19 protein-coding genes are annotated in these 25,823 nt (G+C 54.0%); all 19 read right to left on the reverse strand.

The features are described 5' to 3' along the window. Positions 1 to 549: 549 nt before the first annotated feature. Positions 550 to 1,068 (reverse strand): hypothetical protein, encoded by a 519-nt coding sequence (locus Q0K06_RS00930; RefSeq protein WP_294547362.1) that lies wholly within the window; start codon positions 1,066 to 1,068, stop codon positions 550 to 552. Then, a complete protein-coding gene (locus Q0K06_RS00935) occupies positions 1,069 to 2,067 on the reverse strand; it encodes an RHS repeat-associated core domain-containing protein (RefSeq protein WP_294547364.1) in 999 nt (332 codons plus the stop codon). A gap of 407 nt (positions 2,068 to 2,474) precedes the next feature. Further along, positions 2,475 to 2,972 (reverse strand): hypothetical protein, encoded by a 498-nt coding sequence (locus Q0K06_RS00940; protein WP_294547367.1) that lies wholly within the window; start codon positions 2,970 to 2,972, stop codon positions 2,475 to 2,477. Positions 2,973 to 2,988: 16 nt separating this feature from the next. Further along, a complete protein-coding gene (locus tag Q0K06_RS00945; RefSeq protein ID WP_294547371.1) occupies positions 2,989 to 4,857 on the reverse strand; it encodes an RHS repeat-associated core domain-containing protein in 1,869 nt (622 codons plus the stop codon). Between the two features lie 489 nt (positions 4,858 to 5,346). Next, positions 5,347 to 8,949, reverse strand: a complete 3,603-nt coding sequence (locus Q0K06_RS00950; protein ID WP_294547375.1) for a glycosyl hydrolase — start codon at positions 8,947 to 8,949, stop codon at positions 5,347 to 5,349. Between the two features lie 609 nt (positions 8,950 to 9,558). Then, entirely contained in the window at positions 9,559 to 10,653 is a 1,095-nt protein-coding gene (locus tag Q0K06_RS00955; RefSeq protein WP_294547378.1) for a hypothetical protein, read from the reverse strand. After that, positions 10,643 to 11,899: a RecQ family ATP-dependent DNA helicase gene (locus Q0K06_RS00960; RefSeq protein ID WP_294547381.1), complete on the reverse strand. Its 1,257-nt coding sequence runs from the start codon at positions 11,897 to 11,899 to the stop codon at positions 10,643 to 10,645. Before Q0K06_RS00960 ends, Q0K06_RS00955 begins: the two co-directional genes overlap by 11 nt. Before the next feature lie 615 nt (positions 11,900 to 12,514). Next, positions 12,515 to 14,164, reverse strand: coding sequence for a hypothetical protein (locus tag Q0K06_RS00965; RefSeq protein WP_294547384.1), 1,650 nt, complete (start codon positions 14,162 to 14,164; stop codon positions 12,515 to 12,517). A 241-nt stretch (positions 14,165 to 14,405) separates the two neighbouring features. After that, entirely contained in the window at positions 14,406 to 15,803 is a 1,398-nt protein-coding gene (gene spoIVA, locus Q0K06_RS00970) for a stage IV sporulation protein A (RefSeq protein ID WP_294547387.1), read from the reverse strand. A 169-nt stretch (positions 15,804 to 15,972) separates the two neighbouring features. Beyond that, complete coding sequence (locus tag Q0K06_RS00975; protein ID WP_294547389.1) at positions 15,973 to 17,490, reverse strand: SPOCS domain-containing protein; 1,518 nt, start codon at positions 17,488 to 17,490, stop codon at positions 15,973 to 15,975. A gap of 76 nt (positions 17,491 to 17,566) precedes the next feature. Beyond that, on the reverse strand, positions 17,567 to 17,638 hold the full coding sequence (gene spoVM, locus Q0K06_RS13910; RefSeq protein ID WP_365924221.1) for a stage V sporulation protein SpoVM: 72 nt from the start codon (positions 17,636 to 17,638) through the stop codon (positions 17,567 to 17,569). A gap of 13 nt (positions 17,639 to 17,651) precedes the next feature. Then, the gene (locus Q0K06_RS00980) at positions 17,652 to 17,813 is read right to left on the reverse strand and encodes a hypothetical protein (RefSeq protein WP_294547391.1); all 162 of its coding nucleotides are present in this window, start codon (positions 17,811 to 17,813) and stop codon (positions 17,652 to 17,654) included. A gap of 197 nt (positions 17,814 to 18,010) precedes the next feature. Continuing rightward, the gene (gene ligA / locus Q0K06_RS00985; protein ID WP_294547393.1) at positions 18,011 to 20,008 is read right to left on the reverse strand and encodes an NAD-dependent DNA ligase LigA; all 1,998 of its coding nucleotides are present in this window, start codon (positions 20,006 to 20,008) and stop codon (positions 18,011 to 18,013) included. Beyond that, entirely contained in the window at positions 19,962 to 20,621 is a 660-nt protein-coding gene (locus tag Q0K06_RS00990; protein WP_294547396.1) for a VanZ family protein, read from the reverse strand. The genes ligA and Q0K06_RS00990 overlap by 47 nt, the downstream gene beginning before the upstream one ends. Positions 20,622 to 20,699: 78 nt before the next feature. After that, positions 20,700 to 21,389, reverse strand: coding sequence for a sporulation protein YunB (gene yunB, locus Q0K06_RS00995; RefSeq protein ID WP_294547399.1), 690 nt, complete (start codon positions 21,387 to 21,389; stop codon positions 20,700 to 20,702). A gap of 58 nt (positions 21,390 to 21,447) precedes the next feature. Further along, positions 21,448 to 22,698 (reverse strand): methionine gamma-lyase family protein, encoded by a 1,251-nt coding sequence (locus tag Q0K06_RS01000; protein ID WP_294547402.1) that lies wholly within the window; start codon positions 22,696 to 22,698, stop codon positions 21,448 to 21,450. Between the two features lie 52 nt (positions 22,699 to 22,750). Next, positions 22,751 to 23,749, reverse strand: a complete 999-nt coding sequence (locus Q0K06_RS01005) for a M42 family metallopeptidase (protein WP_294547405.1) — start codon at positions 23,747 to 23,749, stop codon at positions 22,751 to 22,753. 6 nt (positions 23,750 to 23,755) lie between these two features. Continuing rightward, the gene (locus tag Q0K06_RS01010; RefSeq protein ID WP_294547408.1) at positions 23,756 to 24,787 is read right to left on the reverse strand and encodes a M42 family metallopeptidase; all 1,032 of its coding nucleotides are present in this window, start codon (positions 24,785 to 24,787) and stop codon (positions 23,756 to 23,758) included. Beyond that, positions 24,781 to 25,821, reverse strand: coding sequence for a M42 family peptidase (locus Q0K06_RS01015; protein ID WP_294547411.1), 1,041 nt, complete (start codon positions 25,819 to 25,821; stop codon positions 24,781 to 24,783). The genes Q0K06_RS01010 and Q0K06_RS01015 overlap by 7 nt, the downstream gene beginning before the upstream one ends. Between the last annotated feature and the right edge of the window lie 2 nt (positions 25,822 to 25,823).

The following is a 25,823-nucleotide window of genomic DNA, read 5'->3' on the forward strand; positions in this document are numbered from 1 at the left end:
TCCAGAACGTCGGCCAGGGTGGCGTTCTGCTCCCCCACCGTCTTACCGGTGCGGAGCCCCTGGGCGTTGTAGCTGTAGAGGGCAACCGTCCCGTTTATGCTGGCTTTGGTCTGCCAGCCAAAGGCGTCACAAGCAGCATGGGCCGTTCAAATGGATAAGGGGCAGGCCGCCGGAGCAGCTGCTCCGGCGGCCTGCTGCGAGGTGGATTCTGTCTGGGACTTGCTGTTCTCTGGGTGAGCGGTGCTGAGGGATCTTTTTTGCGACGGATGTACAGATGCACACAGGACTACGGTCTTCGTGGCACAGAACAGATTAAGTGCGATTGGGACTTCAAGTGAAAAACATTGAATCTTGAGGCTCAACCGCAAAAGATTCGGGAGCAGGATACAGAATAACTGGGGCCGCGAGTTGGAGGCGGGCACGCAGAAAATCCTCCGCTATTTAGAGCCCCTACAGGCTAAAGGACGAAAACGGGGCGAAACGTAGGATGTTTTTCCGCTTGAACAGAGTCTCCGAGTTCCAGAGAAGAGAGGGTGTATGCAAAAGAATTCAATCCAGCAATAACCTATAACGTGCACTCTCCTCTCTTTGATAGCGCCAGACGCAGAAGGGCCGGGGATTTTGGTCCACCTCCCACGGGCTGTTGTCGGAGGAGATAAGCCCCTGCCAGAAGGCGCAGAAATCCTGGGCCTCTCCATAGGTGGAAAACAGCCCGTTGGCGTTGAGCTGAAGGCAGAAGGGCGGAGGGATCTCACCCGCCAGGGGAGATGCTCTAAAATCTCCCAGGACGTCAAACCCCAAAAAGCCTTCCTGCAGGCGGAATTCCCCCGGCACATCGGCAAAGCAGATAATCTCGCAGGGCTCCTCCTTGTACCAGCTCCGTAGTTTCTCCAGCATATCGGCCACCTCCGGGCGGTAGGCGTCATCCTGTCCTGCCAGCCAGTTCAGATAGGGGTCGTAATCGGCAAAGAAGGCGCGGTGTTGGCGGAGTTTCAGCTTGGGCATGGTCAGATACCGCGTCACGCCCCGGTATCTGCCCGATATGGGCAATAGGTCAATGTAGTACATTTATTTTCCTTCCAGCAGTTTTTTTATTGCATCGATAATTTGGGAATTTATAGCTACATGATATTTTCCAATATTTAGATGCCAGACATTCCAGTTATTATTATGCGGTGCATCAAGTCTTACAGATATACCAAACTGTTGTGCTTTCTGGATAAGAGCTTTTGCCCATTCATATCCAATTTGTACATGTGGCGTGTTAAAGGCGGTTTGTAACAGACCATAAAATTTTCCTGAATCATTAATTAAGAGTGCAGGGTTAATTCCAAGAAATTTCATAGCAGTTGAGAACACAGACGGTCCAAGACTGTGAGCCAAGGATAGCATCTTAGCAGGGTTTGCTGTTAAAAAACTGGACACAGCAGAAGTGATAGCGCTGCCAGCAAACCAGCCAATTGCGCCGCCGCCCACAGTAACCGCAGCACGGACAGTCCAGTATTTCCACCCTTCAAGTCCTAAATTTTTTGCTACAAAATCTCCGAATGCCCACCCGGCTAAAGCGCCAATTGCCGCACATATTGCGTTAATCAGAGCCTCTCCTGTTGAATCACGGTATGCTACAGGGCTATTCACACAGTACACATACAGGTTCCCGCTCTGCATGATGGCGGAGATCTGGGGGACATAGGTGTAGGCGGTCAGGCCCAGGGCGTCCTGCCGCTCATTGATCTTCTGGGGGTTGTCCCCGTAGATCATGTTGGCGGTGTTCCAGTGGGTGTCCTGCTGGGTGAAGCGGCCTATGCTCGGGTCATAGTACCGGGCCCGCAGGTAGTAGGTCTCGGTCTCGCTGTCCCAGTACTCCCCACAGTAGCGGAAGGGGTTGGCATCGGTGGAGGAGGGGTTCTTCTCGTTGCCGAAGGCGTCGTAATCGTAGGATCGGGCCACTGCTCCGGCAGCGGTGGAAATCTTCACTATGTCCCCATGGGCGTTCTGGTGATAGTACCGCAGGGTAGTGCCGCTCCGCCAGGAGACAAGATTGACGCCGTAGACGTAGCGGCTCACCAGAGAGCCTCCCCGGGTCTCGGCCACGATGTTGTCCCCGTCCAGCAGGAAGCTGGTGTTCTGCTCCCCCACCGTCTTGCCGTTCAAATGGATGAGGGGCAGGTCGCTGGAACATCTGCTCTAGCGGCCTGCCCCAAGACGGATGCTGCCCGGAATTCGCTGTGCTTTGGTGAGCAGCCTATACAGCGCCGTAGCCTCTTTTTGCAACAGCTGCACAAGATTTACATAGGATTATTTAGCCCACAGCGGCTTCCCAAATACCAAATAGGTTTGTACCATCGGTGCGTTTGCTAAGGCTTCACTTGATCCGGTATATTTTCCGCCACCATTGGAACAGGTTGAACAGGTCTTTCGGATGCGCGCTATGAGTGAGTATTCCGGCTGTCTGCACATGGACCATAAGCTTTTCAGTCCAAATAATGTTGGTTCTTGTTCGATAAAAGATGGTCAATAAAATGTACCCGTCCCCAAATAGAAATCAGCAGATTTTCTCGCAAGGCGGCAATCAGCCCCTCACGAAAAGCAATACACTCGCATCCCCTTAAATTGGTAGATTCACCCATACAGATCCAGCTTGTCCGTGGATCATAATATGTCTCCCAATGGAGCCCATAATTTCTCCCGGAGCCGGAAAGCAGTTTCTCTTCCGTAGAAAGATACAGGTGGCCAGGCGATGATTTTGGAGCCTGCAAAGAATGGTGCTTCCAGCGTTTTATGGAATTCCATCCGGCAATCTGCACGGCTTCTTTTGTCTCCAATAGAATATCAAGGGAACAGTAGGATTGTCCCAGCACCAAAGAATAATCACTCTTTCGTAAAGGAAGACATGCCAGAGATTGCTCCTCTGTTATGTAATAAAGAGAACCTTTCATGACATTTGTACTTGCTTTATAAAAAAAGTGCATGGAAACACATCCCCTATTATGATCTGAAAAGAAAGTGGACGATAGTGTTTTTATCTAAATCAATAACTAGCTCCCATAAACCAGATGTCCCATTGTAAAAGCCTTCTACAACCCACTTCAATCCATTTGGCAAGAAGGCATCTTTAACAGGAGTGCACGCTTCCATAATCATTTTTATTGTTTGTATTGAATGTGTATACGTTCTCTCAGTATGCCCCAAAACCGTATTCGAATACTTGAGCGTATCAATGCTAGCAATCAGCTTTTGTGTAATTATTGGTATGGTGGAAGATGTAACAATTTTTAATTCGGCAGCAATTGAGAGAGCCAGCTTCTCCACCAGCGGTCCTGCAAACCAGCCCAGTACCGCACCGCCGGCAGTAAAACCTGCAATGGCAGCGTTCCTTCGCCATCCTGTCAAGCCGTAATAATCTGCAACCAAGGTGCCCAGCAAAGCGCCGCCGCCTGCGCCAATCACCGCGCCAACTACGTTTGCGGGTGTAATGACGGCCCCGCTCGGGTCAGCGTACAGCACCGGATTATTGACTGCGTACACATACAGATTCCCGCTCTGCATGATGGCGGAGATCTGGGGGACATAGGTGTAGGCGGTCAGGTCCAGGGCGTCCTGCCGCTCATTGATCTTCTGGGGGTTGTCCCCGTAGATCATGTTGGCGGTGTTCCAGTGGGTGTCCTGCTGGGTGAAGCGGCCAATGCCTGGGTCGTAGTACCGAGCCCGCAGGTAGTAGGTCCCGGTCTCGCTGTCCCAATACTCCCCGCAGTAGCGGAAGGGGTTGGCGTCGGCGGAAGAGGGGTTCTTCTCGTTGCCGAAGGCGTCGTAATCGTAGGACCGGTTCACTGCCCCGGCGGCGGTGGTAATCTTCACCACATCTCCGTGGGCATTCTGGTGGTAGTACAGCAAGCTGCTGCCGCTCCGACAGGAGACGAGGTTGACGCCGTAGACGTAGCGGCTCACCAGGGAGCCGCCCCGGGTCTCGGCCACAATGTTGTCCCCGTCCAGCAGGAAGCTGGTGTTCTGCTCCCCCACCGTCTTACCGGTGCGGAGCCCCTGGGCGTTGTAGCTGTAGAGGGCAACCGTCCCGTTTATGCTGGCTTTGGTCTGCCGGCCAAAGGCGTCGTAGGAGTAAGAGGCGGTCGATATCCCGCTCGGGCTCGTGGACGCCTGGGTCAGCAGGCTTCCGTTGCCGTCGTAGGTATAGCTTGTGACTGTGGTGGAACTGTTCTTGCTCTCTGCCTCACTCAGCAGGCGATTGGCCCCATCATAGACGTAGTTCACCACATAGGACTCCGCCCCTGTGGCACTCATCTGGACACGGTTGCTGTTGCGGTCGTAGACATAGGTCAGTGTTGTCCCGCCGCTCTCACTCTCCTGGGTCAGCCGTCCAAGACCATCATAGGCGTAGCTGGTGGTTTTACCGGTGAGATTGTCAGTCTTGGTTTTTTGGGTCCCGCTGGCATAGTAGGCATAGCTGTAATCGAACAGCGTTTCACCACGTTTGCCTGCGGACATACTGGTGACCCAGTTGGCCAGGTTATATTCGTAATTTGTGGTGATGCCGTTGCCATTGGTCAGGGTGGCGCGGTTGCCGTTGACATCGTATGTGTAGGCCGCCTGGAGTGCTCCACTCCCAACTACCTGGATCAGGCGATTCAGGGCATCATAGTTGTAATTGATGTTCTCAACAGCATTGCCGTTGACGGACAACTGGAAATATACCCGGTTGCCGGCCAGGTCATAGGCGTAGTTTTTTGCATATACCGGGACCAATTCTGTGGAATCGGGCTGAACGGAGCCGCTGTCCCCGCTGCCGCTATCGCCACCGCCACCGGATCCGCCCGGGAAGGTGATGGAATACAGTTCCAACTCCGGGTCCGGCGTTGGGTCCGGCGGTATCTGCAAAAGAGGATCCGTTTTTGTGACAACAGTCTCCTGGTCTGTTTCGGAAACAGTAATGACGTTCCCAAGGCTGTCGTAGCTATTGTAGACCTTTACCGCCTCCCTAAGTCCATTATACTCGTAAAGGGCGGTATATGCCAGACCTTTCTGCGCACTGGCGGCGGTGCGCTCGGTCAGAAGATCGCCTACATAATTGTAGGTGTAGGTGTCCTGATGCTCGGTGCCGTTTGAAACTTTCCCAGTGCGCACTATTTGTGTCATTCATTTGGATGACCTCCCTTTGCTTTCTTTTGTGCAGTTGGCAGACCGCACTCTCAGTATAGCAACGGGAGTTTTTATTTCCTACTCTCCGCTAAAGCTTTTACGGAACTCCCCGGCATAGCCGGGGCGCGAACTACAAAAACGAGACACTCGCGGCAAAAATTCTGCTGCGGGTGTCCCGTTCTGTTATCAGATTTAGAGTGTGCTCAGGACGGCCACAACGTCGCCGCGGGAGGCGCTCTGGGCGGTGACAGCCGTCGCGCCCCGGGAGGCGCAGAATGCAGCGAGCGCGGCGTTGACCTCCTCAGTGGTCAGGGGCGCATACTGTGCCTGTCCGCCCATAAACCCCTTCTCCCTGGCCCAGGCCACATAGCCGGCGGACCAGCCGTCTGCAGTCAGCCCGGCGGCTGCCGCGCTGTTGTCTACTGCCGCGCCATCCATGCGGCCCAGGAAGGTGGCCAGCTCAGCCACGGTGATGACAGCTTCAGGCCGGAATTTAGTCTGGCCCACGCCCTTGATGATGCCTTGCTGGGTCAGGGCGGCCACCGCACCGGCATAGGGGCTGTCCTTGCCCACGTCGGTGAAATAGAGGGCCACTTCATCGGTGATGTCCATCTGGGCATAGGGGATAATGACTGCCTGCGTGGGGCCGTAGCTGCGGTATTCAATGTCATACCCGGCCCAACCGGCGTTGCCCGCCGTGAGCACGCCGGTCTCCAGCAGCTCGTTGGCCAGGTTGGAGTAGTAGTCCAGCTCAATGGTGTTGACGCCGGGGACCAGATACTCGGTGATGTCCAGCACAGGCTGGTTCATATTCAGGTCGGCGGTCTGCACGCCGTTGATGTAGACCTTCATGCTGTTGACCAGGCTGCCGAAATCCAGGTAGGCACCGTCCGCCTGGCCGTCCCAGTTGAACTGGGCGGTGTAGTGGCCGGTGCCGGAGGCGCCCTGGCCGATTTCGGGGATCCTGTCCCAGGTGGTCAGCTTGTCCAGATGGACGGTGGTGTCTGTCTTGACGGTGTCGTAGATGTACTCCACGCTGGTGTTGCCCTTGCTGTCGGTGTAGGTATCGGTGCGGGTCAACCTCTCGTCGCTGGCACTCCATGCCTCCACAGTCAGATCCCAGCCGGTGATGTCATAAGGGGCGGCCACGGCCAGGGTGTTGGTGTAGGCGGTGCCGTCGCTCAGAGTTGCGGTGTAGGTGCCGCTCTCGGTGGCACGCAGGATGACGGCGCCGTCGGCAGTGGTGAAGAGCGCGTCGGCCTGGTCGGCGGAGACCACATGCACGTCCTCGCTGTCCACGGCCTCAAAGGCGTACAGGGCCACGTTGCCGTAGTCCAGGTCAACGGTGATGACGGTCTTTCCGTCCTCATAGCGGTACTGGGCCAGCTGGGTCACCTCGCCGGTCCAGGCGTCAATCTGATAGGGCAGGTACAGCCCGTCCAGCTCAATATCCACAGTGGCGTGGGTGCCGTGGTCGGGGTCGTCTCCGTCGTGGAGGGATCCGTCGCAGTAGTTGTAGACATACATGTAGCGGTTATCGCCGTCCTGGCGGACCTGGGTGAGTAGCTGCTGGTTGCGCTGGACAAAGCCGGCGTAGGGCTCCACGCCCAGGGACTCCAGCGCCTCCATCACATCGTCGGCGGTGGCGGCGGTGGCCACGTTGTCCAGGCCCTTGAGCTCCTCCATCACCTGGGCAAGGGCCTCGTCCTGGCCGTCGTCATAGGGGGTCTCCACAGCGGCGCCGTCCACCACCACGATCTTCATGCCCTGCCTGGCCAGGTCCAGCAGCTCCTGCGCGCTGTCCAGGGACAGCCAGTTCTGCCAGAGGACCAGGGCCTTGTAGCCGGCCTGCTCCAGGGTGCCGGTCTCAGCGTTGTAGGAGACCGCGTCGTCCTCCAGAAAGGCGGGGCTGAAGTAGTCATAGGTGTAGCCGTTCTCCTGCAGCTCGGTGGAGGGGAAGAGCATATAGTCGTGGCGCTGCATCCACATGTCGTCCTCAGCGAGGCACTGGGCGGCGATATGCTGGTCGTACTTCAGGTACAGCATGCCCACGTCGGTGCGGGACACGCCCTGGCGCAGCAGCTTCTGGATGCGGCCCAGATGCTGGTTGAACGCCCAGTAGGTGGCGTACTCCGGCTCGCGGGTGCCCAGCACGTTGAAGTTGGGGTTAAAGCCGGGGCCGAAGGGCAGGCTTTGGAAGCCGGGCCAGTTCTGGGTAATGCTCTCGGGAGACCAGGAGGAGGTCCACACATGCCAGTTGATGCGGCTGAAGCCGGCGGCATAGAGTGCGTAGGCCTCCTGGAGATGGCGCTGGTGGTCGTAGGAGTAACCCATGCCGCCTAGGGCACCGGTCTCACTGGAAAGAATCTTGTTCTCCAGCTTGGCCGCGCCGGTCCACAGGCGGTAGATGTCCACCTGGTTGCGCTGGTTCAGGTTCTCCGCCTCGGGGTAGTCCACCGCCATGGTGGGCTCGGAGATCTCAAAGTAGCGGCCGTAGGAGATCTGGGCCCGCAGGGAGATGTTGTACTCATTGAGCCACTCCTCCATAGGCTCCAGCAGATTCTCCATGTACAGCTGGGTCTGCACATCCCGCAGGTCGTTGAAGATCTTGGTGCCCAGGTCATCGGTTTCCACACAGAAGGTACCGAATTCGGCGGGCAGCGGAGACCAGCGGGCCAGCTCAGACTCAGCGGGCAGGCCGATGTTCATGAACAGATAGGGCCGGATGTCATACCCTTTCCGGGCCATGAACTCGTCGGCAAAATCCTCGGTCCAGTAGGTGACGCAGTTGCCTCGGCTGATCTCCAGGGAGTCCATGAACAGCTGCACGTCGCCGTTTTTGATCTTCTCGTTGAGCTCCGGGTCATTGAGGACGTTGGCGGAAAAGTACTCCTTAAAGGCCTCGAAGCCCCGGATGTCAAAGTAGTTGACGCAGTAGGAAGGCTCCACCGAGGGGGAAGACTGCTGGGCGGTGCCCTGCTGCCAGTAGAAGAAGACGTAGTAGTCTCCGTCGTCGGGGGCGGTCCAGTCCAGACACTCCTGGCCATTGGCGTCTATAGTGATCCGGCCGGTCAGGTCGATGCAGCTGGCAGAGTCCAGACGGGTCATCTCTACCTCCTCGCCCAGGGCCATCTGGGTGTCGGGGCCGATCACCCGGAAGGCGTAAGCGCCGATGAAGGTGTTCTCGTCCCGCACGGGCTGCATGGTATCGGGCGCGCCGAAGGAGCCGGCCACCAGTACCTCACGGGGGGCCGGGCCGCTGATGGAGGCGCCGCCCTCCACCAGCTCGGAGGTGGCGAACACACCCTGCATGGCGGCCTGGCTGTCAGGGTCCAGGCCGGGCACATTGGTGGTGTTCCAGTTGGTGCCGGAGGTAATGCCCACGGTCATGCCCAGGTCCAGGGCCTTGTTGAGCACCACATGGAAGTCGTGGTTCCACTGCTCGGAGCCGTAGCCGTAGACGGAGGCGTCCAGGCTGCTCTCATTGAGCTGGCACAGCTCAACGCCCCGGAAACCGGCGTCATACATGGCCTGTACCTCTTCCTCCAGGGTCTGATCGGTGTGGCCGCCCTCGGCCATCCACCAGCGCACCTCGGTGCGGTACTCAATTTCAGAATCCGCGTAGTCGTCTACCAGCTCATAGTAGAAGTCGGAGCCGGCCTTGGCGTTTAGGGCCGCCACTGCGGCCTCGGCCTCCGCCTGGGTCAGTCCTCCGTCCTCAGCCGCAAGGGCTGCGGACGGCAGCAGACTGACTGCCATACACAGCGCGAGGAATGTGGACAGTGCTTTTTTCATTGTCTGATCACCTCTCTCAAGATTACACACCGACCCTTCCGCCCTGCGCTTCTCTTCAGCACTTCCCCCTGCGGACGGCGGCGTGGTGTGTCCTGTCCGGCAGCACTTTCACCGAACATTTCTATTGAAATATAACATTTTTCACAAATAATTGCTATAAAAATCCGATTATTGATTGCGATATTGATAAATCGCCATCACCATGTGCAAGACTCGGTGTACACCACCGGAATATGTCTCCGGACTTTGTCTTGTAAAAGTATAGTCGCAAATATTTTGCACTTAAAAAGTTCGCTTTTCTTCCTGTTTCTTTTTCCTTTTTTCCTAATTTCTTTGAAATCTTGTTGTTCAATCTGCAGGCTGATCATTCGCGCATCTTCTCTTTTTTTATAAATCCTTTTTGGCAGATGTACGGAATCGAATGGTCTAAGAGACACGCCGCAGTGTATAGATATGATGCAGTCATCATAATGTCAGGCCAATACAGGACACCAATCGTCTCCCCTCAAGTAATCATTTTTCCTTTCGGATGCTCCAAATGGTAGCTGAGCGGATGATGCTCCAGGGCCGCCGGATTACACTTTGGCATAATCCGGCGGCCCTGGAGCATCAGAAAATTAGCTCATCAACTGCTTTAATGGATGGCAGTTGTGCAACCTTACTGCTGTTCGGTAGCGTGATAGGATTGATGTCCAACGTATCAAAGGCACTGTAGATTTTCTTCATCCGTTTATCTTTGACATCTTTATAATCTTTTTTCAGTTTTTGAGCGGCGGTGTCCAGACCTGCACCGTTGCTCGTCTTTCTCAGCAGGAATATCATTTGCTCTCGCAGAAGAGGATCTTCAATGCCGTTCAAGATTTCCTCTTTAGCAATTTCGTAGCGAACGTGGTTACCAGAGCACGGAAACAGCTTTTCTAAATAGTGAAAGATAACTCCCTGCACAAGATTGAATCCTGTCTTTAACATTGTACAAAGAGAATCTTGTCGTTCTACTCCCAGTTTCTTAAGAAAAGATTCCCGTTTTAAGCTAACCTCCAGGCGTAATAACTTTCTCCCGGTTAGCTTCTTAGGACATCGTCCGTTTCTCTCCAACTCGTAAATTTTATCATATGCCTTGAAAGCAACCGTGCGGTTAGATATGCCGAAGTAATGCTGGCGTTCTACAGCAGATAGCCCGCCCTGCCTGCTGAAGTTTTTAGGAATTCGCCCCTTCCAGAATAGCCGGATGAGTTCCTCTATATCTGTTTCTCTGTCAAGCCATAGGTTTACAGTGAGATCAATCTGGCTAAGGCTCAATTCGTCCGGAGAGACAATAAACACTGGCTCACTACCGTCGTATGTGCCAAGCCCTATTTCTATCAAGGCATCGCCGACCTGCTCCAGCAATTTTTCACACGAGCGTTCCTTTGGACGGTATAGCTTCGTAGGCTGGTATTTTCCCTTCAAAAGCGTACTGGGATTTATGATGAAGGCGATACCATTTGATTTGTCGTGGGACTGATGTATCCGAAGACGAATTCCATTATTAACCAAAAGCGTACTGGTTAGGTGCCGGTCAATGTTATATGGGTCAGAACTCATTATACGGATATTGTCCTCACCTGCCAGATGGTCAATCACCTTCTGCACTTCCTGGTATTTCAGATCTTTTGCATAGAGTTCAATCGTATGGATACCAAACTCGGCCTTTTCAATCTTCATAACTGTTTCTCCTGTTCCGTTGGCAGTTGCTACAGCGTCCACAATTCTTATCAGGGGTCTCCCCCAGTGCAAGAAGGATTTGACTGGCTAGACATTCATCCCCCCTCATGATAGATACCAACTCTTCCAGGCGATTGTTCAGCCACGCTCTGAGTTGCTCTGAGAGGTCCTCTTTCTCCAAAATGAAGTGATCTAGTGCAATATCATCTGGATGGTACAGAAGCACCGCATGGGCTCTCTCTCCATCCCGGCCTGCTCTGCCAATCTGCTGGTAGTAATCAATCACATTGAGCGGCAAATTGAAATGTATAACCAGGCGAATATCCTTGGCGTTAATTCCCATGCCAAAGGCGGTAGAGGCCACCATAATAGGTTTCTCGCCATGAACGAACAGGAGCTCATGTTTTTCACGTTTGTCCGATTCCATATACGCATGGCATTTGACTACCTCGCCCGGGAACTTCTTGGAAAGGTAGTTCGCCACCAGATCCACGTTTTTTCGGGATGCACAGTAGACGATCACCCTTCCCTCTTCGCGGTATTTCTTAATACTGTAACTGACGCGAGACAGGCGTTGCTTAAGGGAAAGAACGGAACAGTCTTCCTTAAGCAGAGCAATATTTTTTCTGGCCAAACTGCCTTGAAATATGTTCGGCTTTTTCATATCCAGGCACTTTTTAATTTCCTTGTGGTACTCTGGGGGAGCTGTAGCCGTAAATGCTGCAATGACAGGTCTTTGTTTGAGCGTTTTGATGAATGTCTTGATTAACAGATAGCTGGGGCGGAATGTATATCCCCAGTCTAATACACAGTGGGCTTCATCCACGACAACCAGACAGGGACTGTTGTAGCGCACCGCCTGCTGGAATACAGGCGATTGAAGACGTTCCGGTGTCACGTAGAGAAGCGCAATCTGGTGATTGGATAGTTTTTCCAAGATATTCTTATGTTCTGCTTTATTATGGCTAGACATTGCAACTGCCGGGACTCCTTTCTCAAGGAGTTCTCTCACTTGGTCTTCCATGAGAGAAACCGTTGGTTCAATGACCAGTGTCCATTGCTGTTCTTTCTTCCACCTTACATTGGCCGGAATCTGGAATACAGCTGATTTCCCTGATGATGTCGGTGCAATCATCAGGGTATCCTCGCAGGACAGTATACTATTGATTGGTTTGATTTGTTGTTTGCGGAGTTTGCTGATACCCATTGTGTCCATAGCGTCTTGAACATCATACTTGATTTTCATGTTAACTGCCTCCTAACATTTTCTTAGCTCATGTGAGCACTCTATACGCCTGTTTCAGATAAATCATTTTTTAATGCGATCCGGTGACGATTTTAAGAATTTCACTCAATGTATCCCGGCAATAGATTTTCTGTGGGAAGTGCCCTGTTAGGTGTTTTCCGCAGTATGTGAGAAAGATTAGAAGGAAAGTAGACGTTACTTAATAGTAACGAAAAATCTACTCTTCACTTACGATCCGCTCCTGTGCCAACCTGTACACATCGTTAGAAATCAATCCCGTTTCGAATAGCCGCTGGTTAATCTGTAGTTTGATCTCTTTGAGGCAATCCTGTGATAAGGTACATTCTTCTGATATAAGCATTTTGCGAGCTCCTCTCATCTTTTTACAGATGTTGGGCTGCAAATCAAATTATAATTTCCCTCATCTTAGTAGGTACTATATGAACTATAAGGCTTTAACCGGATTACTAAAACTTCCCTTCAAAGAGATATTAGCTATCAGACCGGAAATGAAAAAATCCCTGGCGGACAAATCACGTCTGCCAGGGATAGTAGCTTATCTATTTAAGCACGCTGGAACAAAGAACAAATGGAACAGAGAACGATTCAATAAAGTTAGGACTTCTTTCTTTTTTTATGCTTTTTCTCGTTTTTATCTTTTTCTGCACGCTGCCCTGCGTCATTCAATTTGGCACGAAGCTCTTGAGGCAAAAATGTCATTTTATCGATCTGAAAGAAAACTCCTTTTTCATTAGTGTCGGTAGCATTGACACGCATCTTTTTACTATATTCTATATAGTCTAAGTCCAGCTTTTTCACTTCTTCATATAGCCATGTTCCACCATTAACTCCGCCAAAATTATTTAAAAGCGTCTTAAAATGTTCTGTCGAAAACCGAATATAATAAATACCTGAAGGTGGATTTTTTTGAGGACGTAGCCAAATATCGCCCCACATGCCTACCTTGTAGTTTTTTTCGGATATATAAAACTTATCTGGGAAGCCTTCTTTCAAAATTTTAAATAGCGTACTTTCAAATTTTTCCTTTACCCTATTCTCGGCCTCTATCTCCTCTTGTACCGCAAAATCAGAAGTGCTAATTATTTCACAGCCTGGGAGCAGCACAGTAAACCACTCATTTTCTAGTTTATTTACCTTAGACTGGTCTAAATCCTGTCCCCTTACACAAGATTTTAGGAACAGATGAAGGGCCAGCAACTGTAAGGAAACATGGTACCTTTCCACTGTGTTTATTTTGGTATTACTGTTCTGATTATGGGAGTCGATCATTGCATCATATCTGGAGAACTCAGACTGAAGCATTGTTTCCCATTGATTCTTCTGGTCGGCTTTGTATACATAGCGGGCATAACGTACCACAGAGAATCGCACATCATCCAAATCCCACTGGCAGTCAGACTTTGCCAAGTCCTTACCCTTGATTTCTACCGGCGTAATCACCACTGACTTGTTAGATGCCCTCTTGTTAGATGCTCCATAGATTACTATGCTTACCCACTTATTCATTAGTTGCAGAATTTTACTATCATTTCCGCGCAAAAACCAACCGTAAACCATCAGAGTAGTGTCCCGGTATTGAGGTAACATCCGCTCATTATATCCTTGAAGCTTTAAAAAAGCTCGGTCTGTAATCTTTATATCGCTAGCCTTTCTGGGGAGGACAGGAGTGTATTTACACTTCATTGTCGGACCGCTCCTAATGTATCCAAACAAAGTATTATCGGTAGTATCCAGTGCCAAGGAACGAATAACACGCTCCAGCACCTCCCCTGCAAATGGAGCTGGCTTTACTATTATGATGGGAGCACGTCGCTGTAATTGAGATAAATATTGCATATATTTTTTAGAAGATACATGTGCGCAGTACCCAGCCAGAACAGATGCCACTAAGCGCAACATTTCCCTCTTGGCATCCGGAGTTTCCCCGCAGGAGTTCAGAAGAGCAAGCATTGCGTCAAGTCCGTTCCTCTCCTGATAATCTTTTTGCTCATACGGATAATTCTGTTTGACACAGTAGAGCCCTCCTAGAATATCGATTTTCTTCTTTCTAACAGGTGTCGCTTCTCTGCCAGGCTGACAATCGAATTGCTTTTTATACTCTTTATAACGCTTTATAACTGCTTTCCTAGTCGTGTAGACGTCCTGCTCCAACCATCCTTTTTTGTCCTCTTGCTTCACCGCATACCCCCGGGCGCCATTGTCATACTTCCAGGTATAGACGGTTACTTTTTTGTTCTCCTCCACAAACTTGCACCTCCAGGTAGCTTTCAAATATTAACATAATTCTTTGTTCTGATGTCTGTTCTACGAAGAGAACACGTATATAAGTTGTATTTTATCTGATAATTCTACTCATTTCAACTTTGATTACATGTATTTTCAAAAATTAAACTTGTGCGTGATAAAGTCTTTATGTCATATATTTCCATTATGGATGATTTCTCGCTGTTAGTCTTTGCGCCAGTTGGGAGACCGTACTTTTACTCTAATAGGAGTTTGTCATCACTATGAGCTTTTTTAAATTGCCTCGCTTGGCGATCGATTTTCTTTGTAAAAGGAGACGGTTCCCTTTGGGGAATCGTCTCCTTTTCACATTCAGATCAGCACCGCCCACTCCACTTGTAACATCTTCCCGTTTTGTGGACTTTGCAGTTCTAAACTTCTTTTTGTTCCATATAATATGGATACTTGGGGCGCTGGCTTTCAGGCGCACGCCGTACCGTCCTCCCTGCCTGACAATCTCCGGCTCCTCCAGTTTGAGTTCATCTGTACCAGGCACCACAATGCCGTACCCGGTCTCTTTCACCTCACGAAGGGCGTCCGCTACCTTATCGTACTCCCGCTTGACTCCGGACAGCTCGGTAAGGAGTCCCATCAGGTCTCCGTCATCATGGATGGTGAAACCAGACTGCTGGGAGATGGTGTCATAGAAAAGCCCTCTGGGCAGCTCCAGGGAAGCCGAGGCAAGGCCAGTGCCCAGGCTGATGGTATTGACCTTGGCAGAGGACACATTCTCGCACTGACCAATCGCAGAGACTGCCCGCTCCACATCTCGAATCCTCCGCATTCCCTCTGCCGCTGAGCGAATCGCAGTGTACAGCCCACTCTTGATGGGGTGTCCATAGGGCAGTGCATCTACCCAAGATGGCAGGAACAGGTCCAACTCCTTCACCGGGAACTCATAGAGTACACCTTTGATGATGCTGGTAACTGCGTTCTCGTCCAGTTCCAGACAGTTGACGCAGATACAGGTGACATCGTACCGGGATGACAGATCAGCCTGGATTGCCTTGGCCCGCTCCGAGCCGGGTTCCGCCGAGTTGAGTACCACCAGGAAGGGCTTCCCAAGCTCCTTCAGTTCGGTAATCACTCTCTCCTCCGCCTCCAGATAGTCTTCTCTGGGGATATCGGTGATGGTGCCATCGGTGGTGACTACAATGCCGATAGTGGAGTGTTCGGCGATGACCTTCCGGGTGCCAATCTCGGCGGCCTCAGACATAGGGATCTCGTGGTCAAACCAGGGAGTGGTCACCATGCGCGGGGATGCGTCCTCCAGCGACCCTACCGCGCCGGGCACCATATACCCCACGCAGTCAATCAGCCGCACGGAGAAGGCTGCCCCGTCCTCCATGGCAATTTCCACCGCCTCCTCAGGGACGAACTTGGGCTCTGCCGTCATAATGGTCCGGCCTGAGCCGCTCTGAGGCAGCTCATCTCTTGCACGCTCCCGTCGGTAGACATTCTCAATGTTGGGGATGACCAAGGTCTCCATAAAACGTTTGATAAAGGTGGATTTTCCCGTCCTGACCGGCCCCACCACGCCGATATAGATATCGCCCTCCGTGCGCAGCGCAATATCCTCATAAATCTTACGGTGTTCCACTTCAACTCCTCCTTGCGGACGATTCAGGCATGGGCGAGCAAGCCTGGCTTTCCCTATATAGGTATGGGGATAAGCCATAGTTTATGACAGCGAAATCCCCGCTCTGGACAAGCCCTTATACAGAACAACACCCCCTCCACATAGCCGGAGGGGGTGCATTTTATCCTATTCAGCGTCGCCGGGGAATAAGCAGAAGCCGGCCAGTCAGCTCCGCGCCGCTCTCCAGCTCGTTGGCCTGGAGAATATCGTCCATAGTGGTGCGATAGGCCTTGGCGATGTCCCACAGCCGCTCATGGCTTACTACACGCAGAACAATCGACGGCGCGTCCTCCCCGGCCTCCGCCTCCCCTACCTGCACATCTGATACAGCAGAGATCTGCCGGGTACTCTGGGCCAGATAGGAGAAATCCACGTCAAATCGGACCTCAATGCCTCCGCTGGTGGGGGTAGCGTAGATCTCACCCGCGCATCGGCAGACACAGGAGCAGCTGCTCCCCTCGGGCAGCTCCAGCTGACAGGGCACAGAGACCTGCCTGGACACCGCATAGACCTCGTTATCTTCGGTGGTATATACCACCGTAAGCATCGTCTCGGCGGTGAGTGTGAGCCGCTCCGCCTCTCTGAGCTGGGTTACCTGCCCGATACTCACCCTGGCGTCAGACACCAGCTTAGCCATAGCTCCAGTCTCCACGATCTCCCGTGCAGTCTGCCGTCGAACGCTCCGATCCAGCATGCTGTGGAATATGAAGGGCTGGAATTCCGGCGTCAGCTCACACGAGACGCCGTACAAATCCGTCAGCAGCTCCACCTTCCGCCGCTCCCACACTACCGCCTGGGCCAGCAGCCCCATAGATACCGAAATCGTCCGACCGTCTCCCGGGCTCAGGGTACAGGCCAGATCTGTCAAAAGGACTTCCAGATCGCAGTCCGCTTCCTCCCCTGCCCCTGAGACTTCCATAATCTGAGAAAATGGGAGCTCATAGTCTGCCGTGCATAACGTGTTATCTCCCGCCCGATAGCCGAGGTGAAGCACTGCCGCCCCCTTAAAAATCAGCTTATTGCCGATGATTTTGGACTCGCTGCATACCAGATCCGCTCGGCACTTGAGCAGTTCCTCTGCCTCTGGGCGGCTGCCGGAGATGGTCAGGTCATCAGAGAATGTAAAAGGTTTTTCCTGCATACAGACCGCAATGTAAGTATCCTGGGTTTCTTTCAACTGTTCTACCACCATGCCGGACTCCCACTCTGCACCAGAACAAAGGCTGTGCTCCACCTTGGCGTACACCCGCAGGTCAATGGCCAAATTGACCCGCACCACCACTTTTCTGGGGTTGATAATCCGTGTGTCCGCCGTCTGTACTCTGGGGACTGCCACAACAGAGCAGCCGGGCGTGATGCCGGGGCCGTCCGCAGTACAGAAAAATGGAATGTTGGCCTCAATACGGCGCAGGCCGCTCTCCCCTTCTGGCAGATAGAGCACGGAGCAGCGGGCGGTACCGGTCACCTCCGCCCTTCCCTCCTGGGTTCCCTTGTCCTTAACACACACCAGTCCGGCAGTATCCACAATGCGGAGAATATCGGGACAGGCGTCCGGGACAATCATCTCCATGGTCTCCTCATGGAACACTGTGGTCTCCAGCACAGTGTCATAGCAGCTTAGGCAGTTTCGGTTTAATGTCAGCTCCATTGCATTCCACTCCTTGTCGGGGCGTTCCCGCCCATTTCATGCTGTGAAATTCTATGTACAAGGAGTGAGCAATATGTCAGCGCAGGCCAAAAATGGCTCTCAGAATACCGCGAAGCGCCTTTGGGGATCGTACCACAACAATTTTCATCTAAATACCCTCCTCACCGTGACTCATGGTTTCGCTGTTCCAGCCAGGTACAGCCCCAGAAGCCCAGGGCAGCTCCAGCGGCCAGCATCAGAACGCTTCCGGGAAAGATTAGTACAGCTGCGCCCAGCGTGCAGGCTGCAGCAGTCTTTACCGTTCGCTTGCTGGGCAGACGCATCCGTGCGCCTCCTTCCTAATTAATCCGGGCTGTGCCGTTCAGCTTCGGTCTCCTGACGGAGCACACCCAAGCCAGTATACGTGTTGGAGATAAAAGTGGTGCAGAAAAGTGTCTTGATGCTGAAAGCTGTATAGTAGGAGAAAAATTGCGGCCAGCTCACATGAGCCGGCCGCTGCCGCTTGTTCTTCTCTCTGCACTCATCCAATTGTAGCGCCAAGCTCCCGGAGCATGGTGAGAAACTCTTCCTCCGTCAGCACTGTAATTCCCAACTCCTGGGCCTTTTTCAGTTTAGAGCCTGCGGCCTCACCTGCTACTACATAGCTGGTCTTTTTGGAAACCGAGCCGGACACCTTCCCACCCAACGCTTCAATCTGGGCGCCCGCCTCGTCACGGGTGAAATGCTCCAGAGAACCAGTCAGCACAAAGGTCTTGCCCATCAGCGCGTCACCTGTGGGGGCGTCGGTATTCTCCATCACTACGCCAGCCTCTCGCAAAGACTGGATAAGATGTTGGCTCTGGGGGCTGTGAAGCCACTCCCAGAGGCTTTTAGCCGTGATAGCGCCAACATCCGGGACAGCGGTAAAATCCTCCTCTGTGGCCGCAAGAAGCGCATCCATATTGGAGAAATGAGCGGCCAATATTTTGCCCGCCTTCTGCCCTACTTGGCGGATACCAAAGGCAAAGAGCAACCGCGCCAGACCGGCACCTTTAGAGCGTTCAATAGCGGCGGCCAGATTTTCTGCACTCTTTTTTCCCATTCGATCCAGCTTAGCCACAGCCTCTGGAGCTAGATGATAGAGATCCGCCGGAGTCTTTACCATACCGGCGTTGACGAGCGCTTCCATAACCGCGGGTCCAAGGCCGTCGATGTCCATGGCATCCCGGGAGGCGAAGTGGGCCAGGTGACGCAGCAGCTGGGCTGGACACTCCGCACCCGTACAGCGGATATGGGCGCCGTCCTCATCTCTGGCCACCGGTGCACCGCACACTGGACAGCAGTCAGGCAGATGATATGGTACGGTCCCTTCGGGCCGTTTTTCTTTTACAACAGAGACAATCTCCGGAATGATCTCACCCGCCTTTTGGACCAGAACGGTGTCCCCGATGCGGATGTCCTTCTCCGTGATGAAATCCTGGTTATGGAGGGTAGCATTTGTGACTGTTGTGCCTGCAAGGCGAACTGGCTTTACAACTGCCTTAGGCGTAAGGACACCAGTCCTCCCAACCTGGACTACAATATCCTCCACCACGCTTTCCTTCTGCTCTGGCGGGTATTTGTAGGCGGCGGCCCACCGGGGGAATTTTGCGGTAGAGCCAAGGATTTTCCGGTCTGAAAGGCTATTTAGCTTTACAACCGCGCCATCGATATCATAGGGAAATTTCTCCCGGTCGTCGCCGATTAAAGCGATACGGCTGCCGATTTCCTCCATGCTGGTACACAGGGTACGGGGAATCACACGGAACTGCTGCCGTTCCAGATAATCCAGCGTTTCAGTGTGCGTACTGAAATCAATCCCTTCTGCCTTCTGGATGTTGAATACTACGATATCCAACCGGCGGGATGCAGCTACCTTGGGATCCAACTGGCGCAGGGACCCTGCCGCAGCATTCCGGGGATTGGCAAAGAGGGCTTCACCTTTAATCTCCCGTTCCTCGTTGAGCTGCTCAAAGACCTTCTTGGACATATAGACCTCGCCCCGGACAATAAGCCGGGGGATAGGCTCCGGCAGCCGGAGAGGCAGAGAGCGGATAGTCTTCAAATTCTCAGTTACGTCCTCCCCAACCCGGCCGTCGCCCCGGGTGGCGCCTCGGACAAATAGGCCATCCTGATACTCCAGCGCCACGGAAAGTCCATCTACCTTGGGCTCCACGTCAAACTCCGCGTCGCCATCCAGGCTCTCCTGGACCCGCCGGACAAAGTCCCCCAGTTCCTCGAGGTCAAAGACATCCTGAAGGCTCTCCAGAGGAACCTCATGGGTGACCTCCTGGAAGCCTTCGGCTACCTGTCCTCCGACCCTGCGGGTGGGAGAATCCTCTGTAATCTGGTCAGGGTGCGCCTGCTCCAGCTCCTCCAGACGCCGGAGTTTATGGTCAAAGTCGTAGTCAGACATGGTGGGGTTATCCAGCACATAGTACTCATAGCTGGCTTTATTTAGCTCTGCACGGAGCAGCGCTATCTCCTGAATCTCGTCCATAGGGGACCTCCACTTGGAATTTTCGGGTGAATTTAGGGGCCAGTCGGGCAAGAAACCTATAAAGGACATACCCGGCCAGACCACCCAGAGTGTTGAGAATCAAATCATTGATATCGCTGCTGCGGCCCACAAAAATCTGCACAATCTCGATGAACAGCGAAACACCTCCGGCAGCCAGCACCGACCGCCACCACCGTGGATGCCGCCACAGCAGCGCCGGGAAAAAGCCCAAAGGCAAAAACATGACCACATTGCCCAGCAACATGTAGATGCCCCATTTGCGGCCCTCCAGCAGCTCCGCCAGAATAGTGACCTGGAGGTACATGCCGTAGCCGTGCCAGCCAAACCAGCCCGCTTCCGGCAGATAACCGTGCATCAATCCGCCCCAGAACCCCGCCGGAAACACGGTCAGCGCCGCCAGCCCGGCGCAGAAGAGTACAAAGACAAGCATTGCCCCCTCCCGCCAAATACTGCTGGACAAGTTCATCCGGCCAAGGCGGAAGCGCCGCATGGGACGAAGCAGGAAAAAAGCCGCAGCAGCCAGCACCATGCAGGGCAGCATCTCATAGATATAGTCCCAGGTAATCTCCCAGTACCAAAGCAGTGTATTCATTCCACCCCTTCTTTCTACCTGGTTTGACACCATTCTATCACAAAAAAGGGGCCGGTTTCCTGCGCTTTTCTTACAATCTCAGCCGTTTTGCCCCGAGAGGCTCAGATAGGTATCCGGCACCTCACCCACCAGCACAGTCTCCGCAACACAGACCTGTGCGCTGACTTGAGTGTTCATTGACCCGCCTGGTATCAGTAGGGTTAAAGAAACAGTCAAATCCAGCATAATCTGGTGGTGTGTCTGGTTGATACCTGCTGCTGCAAATACATGCTCAAATACTGCCTCTGCATCGCCCACCGAGCGAATCCGCACAGGGAGCAAAGGCCCCTTCTCCGCCAGTGCAGCAAAGGGCAATAGATTTCCCAGCGGAATGCCCAGCGTCCCGGTATCCAAAGTATCAATCTGAGAGATAACCGCGCCAAGCAGCTCTGTCCGCAGGCGATTCATCTCAGCTGAATTACTGGTAAAAGCAGTGATGCGGCCGCTGTTGTCAGTTCGGAATGTGATGATATCATCATAGGCCACCGCTTCCTGGGCCATGGTTTTGCTGATTTCCCTCTCTATAATACCCGTGACAATATTTTTTACCCGGCTTTCCGCCATAGCGGCAATGGCAGGCCGTGCCTTGCCATCTAAAAAACTGATAAATATCAGCGCCAGTCCCAGGCCAATGGCAGCGGACAGAAGGAGCTGAATCCCGCTTCCCCGCCGCCTGCCGCGCTGACGGATCCGCCAGCGCGGCCAGAAGTACCGCCGCCATCTCTCCATACGGGTCACCCCCTATGGAGAGTCTATGCGTGGCATGGCTCGTCTTAAAACGGGAAATTCATCTCTCCTTCAGCAGTTCCTCCACCGCCAGCAGGACGCCCGCCTTTCCGCTTTCATAAGTCAGGCCCCCCTGGAGATAGGCTGTATAGGGTTCCCGCATGGGGGCGTCGCAGGACAGCTCAATGGAGGCCCCCTGAATAAAGGCGCCGGCAGCCATAATAACCTGACAGTCATAGCCCGGCATGTCCCAAGGCTCCGGAGTTACATAGGAGTCCACAGGAGCGCCGAACTGGATGCCCTTGCAGAACCGTTTGAGAGGCTCAGGACTGCCGAAGTGGATCATCTGGATGATGTCGTGGCGCACAGCATCAGAGGCAGGCTCCGTCTTATAGCCCAGCAACTCCATCATTCGGGCGGCAAATACCGCCGTTTTGACCGCCTGAGCTGTGGTATGGGGAGCAAGGAAAAGTCCTTGATAGAGACTGCGGTTATTGCCCAGAGAAGCGCCGCATTCCCGACCGATGCCAGGAGCCGTGAGGCGCATGGCGGCCCCCTCCACCAGGTCACGCCGCCCAGCGATGTACCCGCCCGCAGGGGCCAGGCCTCCGCCCGGATTCTTGATGAGGGAGCCCACCACCAGGTCAGCGCCGGCCTGAGTGGGTTCTGTGGTCTCCACAAACTCACCATAGCAGTTGTCTACCAGAATAGCAGCGTCAGGGTTGTTCTGCCGCACCACCGCACACAGTTCACCAATCTCCGCCACTGACAGAGAGGAGCGAGTAGAGTATCCCTTGGACCGTTGGATCAACACAGCTTTCACTCTGGGATCCCGCACTGCAGCGGCCAAGCCGGCCTTATCAGGGGCATTGTCAAGCAATTCAACTTGACGGTACTCCACGCCGTACTCCATCAGGGAACCGTGTCCCTTGGGCACTACGCCTATAACACCCAGAAGGGTGTCATAGGGCGCTCCCACGGCAGAGACCAGAATATCGCCCGGCTTCAGCGCGCCGAAGAGCGCACAGGTGATGGCATGCGTGCCATTGACAAATTGAATCCGGACCAGTGCGTCCTCCGTGCCGAAAATATCGGCATAGATTTCGTCCAGTTTATCCCGGCCCTGGTCGTCATAACCGTAGCCGGTGGTGCCGGCAAAGTAGCCCTCGGCTACCCGGTGCTTCTGAAAGGCGGCAAGTACCTTGCGGGTATTCTCCTCAGCAATGGCGTCAATACGGTCAAACTGGGACCGCAGCTCAGCCTGGGCCTGGGCCGCCAGAGAGAGAACCTTGTCACTTAACTGTAAAGGCATTATCTTTTACACATTCCATTCTATCTAAGTTTTTCGGCTGCGAAGGCAAAAATCAATCCTTGTGCTCCGCCTGGGCAAAGGCAGCTGCCAGGGCGGCACAGGCTTCCACGTCCCGGCGGTCTACCATCTCAGCGGGCGAGTGTACATAGCGGCAGGGGATGGAGATTCCGCCGCTGGGTACGCCCGAGCGGGTCTGATGGATGGCACCCGCGTCGGTGCCGCCGGCTCGAATTACATCCATCTGGAAGTTGATTCCCTTCTCCTCTGCCAGCTTCTCCATGGTACGGACGACCTGAGGATGGCAGATAACTGAGCCGTCCATTACCTTGATGGCCGCTCCCCCGCCAGTCACGCTGCTGCAGGTATGTTTGGGGTTCATCTCGTCATCAGCAGGGGTCACATCCACCGCCACGCCGAAGTCGGGGTCAATGCCGAACGCGGCGGTACGGGCTCCGCGGAGGCCCAGCTCCTCCTGAACAGTAAAGACAAAGTACAAGTCGTTGTCACTGTCCTTCAGCTGCTCCAGGGCCATCAGCAGCACCACGCAGGAGATACGGTTATCCATATAGGGTGAGACAATGCGGTCGCCGGCGGCAAAGACAGCCGTGTCATAGACAGCGGTATCCCCCACACGGACCATATGCCTGGCCTCTTCTGCGTCCTTGGCTCCGATATCCAGATACAGGTCCTCCAGAGTCATGTCTTTGGGCGCCACACTGTTGTCAAGGCAGACTACACCCCGGACACCGCTCTTGAAGCGAACAGGGGTGCCCAGCAGATCGAAGGCATGGAGCCCGCCCAGTTTGCCAAATCGGAGAAAACCGTGCTCATCAATGTGGGTGACAATGAAGCCAATGGAGTCCATATGGGCGGCGAACATGATCTTGGGTCCCTTGCCCTTCCTGCGAACAATCAAGTTCCCCATGGTATCCCGTTTAATTTTGTCAGCATAGGGGGCAGCCAGGGCCTCAATGGCGTCAGCGATGCCGGATTCATCGCCGGCAGGGCCGTGACAGGCGTTGAGCGCCTGGAGTGTCTTGAGAATATCCATTTTGATTTACTCCTCCTGTCCGGCAATGGCTCCAATAAAAAGCCGCGCCAGATTTAAGATATGGTCAAAGTCCCCCAAGCAGGCCACACTGGCGGGGGCGTGGAGATAGCGGACTGCTGCGCTCACCACAATGGTACGTACACCCTCGCGGCTGCGCTGAATGGCGGAAGCATCATTGCCTCCAGAGATGTAACTCTTCGTCTGCCAGGGAATCTGGTTTTGCTCAGCCAGGTTTCTCATCAGCTCAAAGAGTCCCCTGTCGGCCACGGAGCCTCCGTCCATAAAGGGGACAACCGGACCTTTGCCCAGGGTACAGACCTTTTTATGGGCAGGTGTGGTGGCCAGATCGGCGGCAGTGGTGGTTTCCAGCACCAGGGCGATTTCCGGATTGACAGAGAATGCCGCGCCGAAGGCACCCCGGCAGCCCACCTCCTCCTGCACGGTAAAAGCGAAGGTACAGTCCATGGGCAGGTCCTCTTTCAGCAGTTCCAGCATAATGGCACAGCCTGCACGGTCATCCAGAGCCTTGGCTTTCACAAAACCGCTGCCGAATTCAGTCCAGTCGCTGTCAAACGCAGCAAAGTCGCCGATTTCCACCAGCTTCTCCGCCTCTTCCCTGCTTCTGGCACCAATGTCCAGATAGAGGTCCTCCACCTTCGGAACTTTCCGCTCCTCCTCCTCGCTGACCAGATGGTAGGCTTTCAGGCCAATGACTCCGGGAACGCGTTTTTTTCCCACCCGGACAATCTTGCCCATAAGCACGCGGCGGTCAATCCCGCCTACGCAGGCAAACTTCAGATAGCCCTCATCGGTGATGCTGCGGATAATCAGCCCTACCTCATCCATGTGGGCGGCCAGCAGCAGTTTGGAACCGGTAGACTTTTTCCCCTTTTTGAATACAATGAGGGTGCCCATGGGGTCCACCCGCATCTCGTCGGCGTAAGGGGCCGCCGCGGCCTTGATGTAGGCCCGCACGTCCTCTTCGAAGCTGGATACGCCGTCCAGCAGACACAGCTCACGAATGGTATCCTTCAGCATAGGACTTCCGCCTCCTCTCCCAGCCCCTCCGCAAAGGCGGCCAGCAGCTTTGCCACTGACTCCATGTCCTCCAGGGCCAGCACTTCAATAGGGGTATGCATATACTTCAGCGGCAGAGAGATAACAGAAGTGGCCACGCCTTCCCGGCTGATCTGCATATGCCAGCCGTTGGTACCGGTATGACCGGCCATGACCTCGGGCTGCCAGGGGATCTGATTTTCCTCCGCCTTGGCCTTCATGCGGCGGGTCATCCAGCTGGTCATGTTGGGTCCAATGCCAATGGCTGCTCCGCCGAACAGCTCACAGGAGCGGTCCTTGGGGCCGTCCGGCGTCCGGCCATGAGTCACATCCACTGCCACGCAGTAGTCCGGGTCAATGGCAAAGGTGCCAGCCTTAGCGCCTGCGCCGGAGACTTCCTCCCGGGTGCTGCCCATAATGTAGAGGTCCACGTCCAACTCCTTGTCCTTCAGCAGCTCGGCTGCCCGGAGCAGTGTCACAAAGCAGGCCCGGTCATCCATGGACTTGCCGCACATCTGCTCCTCTCCCAACGGGAAGCAGCTGCCACGGTAGACGATTGGCGTTCCTACAGGCACAGCCTTCGCAGCCTCGTCTTGGCTCATGCCCACATCAATAAAGAGCTTATCCAGAGGGAGAGCCTTATCGGAGTCTCCTTTTTTAAGCACATGAGGCGGCATACAGGCTACCACGCCAAAGATAGGCGGATTAGTGAGAATGGTCAGCTCCCGGTCAGGCAGCATCCGGGGATCTACGCCGCCAATACTGCGGAAACGGAGGAAGCCGTCCTCCACGCCAGTGACAATCAGACCAATTTCGTCCAAATGGGCGTCCAGCAGCAGACGGGGCGCATCTTTCCGGCCGCAACGGCGCACACCAATCACGTTGCCCATCCGATCGATGGACACTTCGTCCACAAAGGGCCGTAACAGCTCCGCAGCCACTTCGGCTGCAGGGCGCTCAAAACCGGAGGGAGCGCATTGGCTGCACAGCCGCTCCAGTGCATTTCGAATATCCAAGT

The organism is uncultured Pseudoflavonifractor sp. (assembly GCF_944387805.1).
Lineage (GTDB): Bacteria > Bacillota > Clostridia > Oscillospirales > Oscillospiraceae > Pseudoflavonifractor.